This is a genomic window from Thermogutta sp., assembly GCF_014359955.1.
Classification (GTDB): Bacteria; Planctomycetota; Planctomycetia; order Pirellulales; family Thermoguttaceae; genus Thermogutta.
In genome coordinates this window covers 1-1,235 of record NZ_JACIYL010001048.1, presented here as the reverse complement: position 1 = coordinate 1,235, position 1,235 = coordinate 1, and the positions used below count along the sequence as shown (strand labels likewise).

General features: G+C 63.6%; 2 protein-coding genes. One reads left to right on the top strand and one right to left on the bottom strand.

Features of this window, described 5'->3' with window-relative positions; all coding sequences use genetic code 11:
* Positions 1-1,061, bottom strand: a 1,061-nt coding sequence (locus H5U08_RS19280; protein ID WP_297036950.1) for a hypothetical protein, incomplete at its 3' end; no start/stop codon positions are given.
* Here H5U08_RS19280 and H5U08_RS19275 point away from each other — a divergent pair.
* On the top strand, positions 1,041-1,235 hold a 195-nt coding region (locus H5U08_RS19275; protein ID WP_297036948.1), incomplete at its 3' end, for a hypothetical protein. The two genes, H5U08_RS19280 and H5U08_RS19275, sit on opposite strands and share 21 nt — an antisense overlap.

Sequence of the window (1,235 nt, the reverse complement as noted above, 5' to 3'; positions counted from 1 at the left end):
AGCGAGTTGAATCGCTCCATGAGCTGCGTGAGTTTCTGTTCCTTGAGAAGCAATCCCTCGGCAATAAGACGGCGTTCCGTGGCCTGTGCTTCAAGCTGCGCTGCCCGGCGACGCTGCTCATTCAGTTCCACCACGCGGACATCTGCCTGCCGAATAGCTGTGCGGAGTTGATCGAGGAGCTGGTCCCGCACCTCGGGATCAAGGTCTGGAACGCGGCTCACCTCATCCAGTTTGAGCTTGAGTTGATCGCGGGCTGTTTCGGGGTTCGTGCCCATCATCTGCCGGGCCTGGTTGATCGCCGCCTGGACATCTTTGGTGATGGCATCGGCCAGGATGCGGCGATCGCGGGCCACCTGCTCGGCCAGCGCTCCCGGCATTTCAGCCGGAGCCGGCGCAGCGGCCGGTCCAACCAGATTCAAGTCCGCCGCCGGTGCCTGCGGAGCCGCCGGTTGAGCCAGGGCCGCGCCAGGAGCCGCTGGCGCGGGCGCCGCCGGAGCGGCCACCTGCTGGGAAACCTGTCTCACCTGCGTCAAAATCTTCCGCGCTGCCTGGTTCTGAGGATCCTGAGCGAGCGCCGCTTCCGCCATCTTTTGAGCGGACGCTACGTCGTTCAGCTCCAGCGCCTGCCGAGCCAGTTCCGTCAGGTTGTAAACGCCGATTTCGGCAGTCTCGGCCAACTGAAGAAGGGCATCTTTGCCGGGGACGGGCACCGCGCAGCCAGCGGTATTCCGGGCGGTTTCCACGAGCTTCACAAGATAACCGTTTTGCGGATGAGTGGTCCCCTGCAAGACCCATTTCTGCTCGCCGCCCGGTAACTTCGCCGTGAGTTCGACAGCTCCCGCCTCCTTGAGCGTGCCCACCACGACTGTCTCACGATCGGACCGAAGCGGGGGCAACCGCTGCGGATACACCTCCGCGACATTTTCTGACCAGTGGGCTTCCGCGGGATACACGACCGTCGCATGGACGGCACTCGCCAACTGATGGCCGACGGCGGCTGCGTCAAGTTCGGGCGAATCGATGACGAGATCGCCGCCGGTGTGCGTGGCGAAGGATGCCATCAATCCCACGTCGCGCTGTACGCCGACCAGGTAGGCATTGACCGAGATGTGGGCGTCGTACAACTGGGTGGTCAGATGGGCAATCTCATCCGAGGAAAGAAGGTGAGCGCGGCTCAGGCCATCGCCAAATTAGACGAGGGTGCGTCCCTCTGCCGGTGCCTTGCTCAGGGCGTC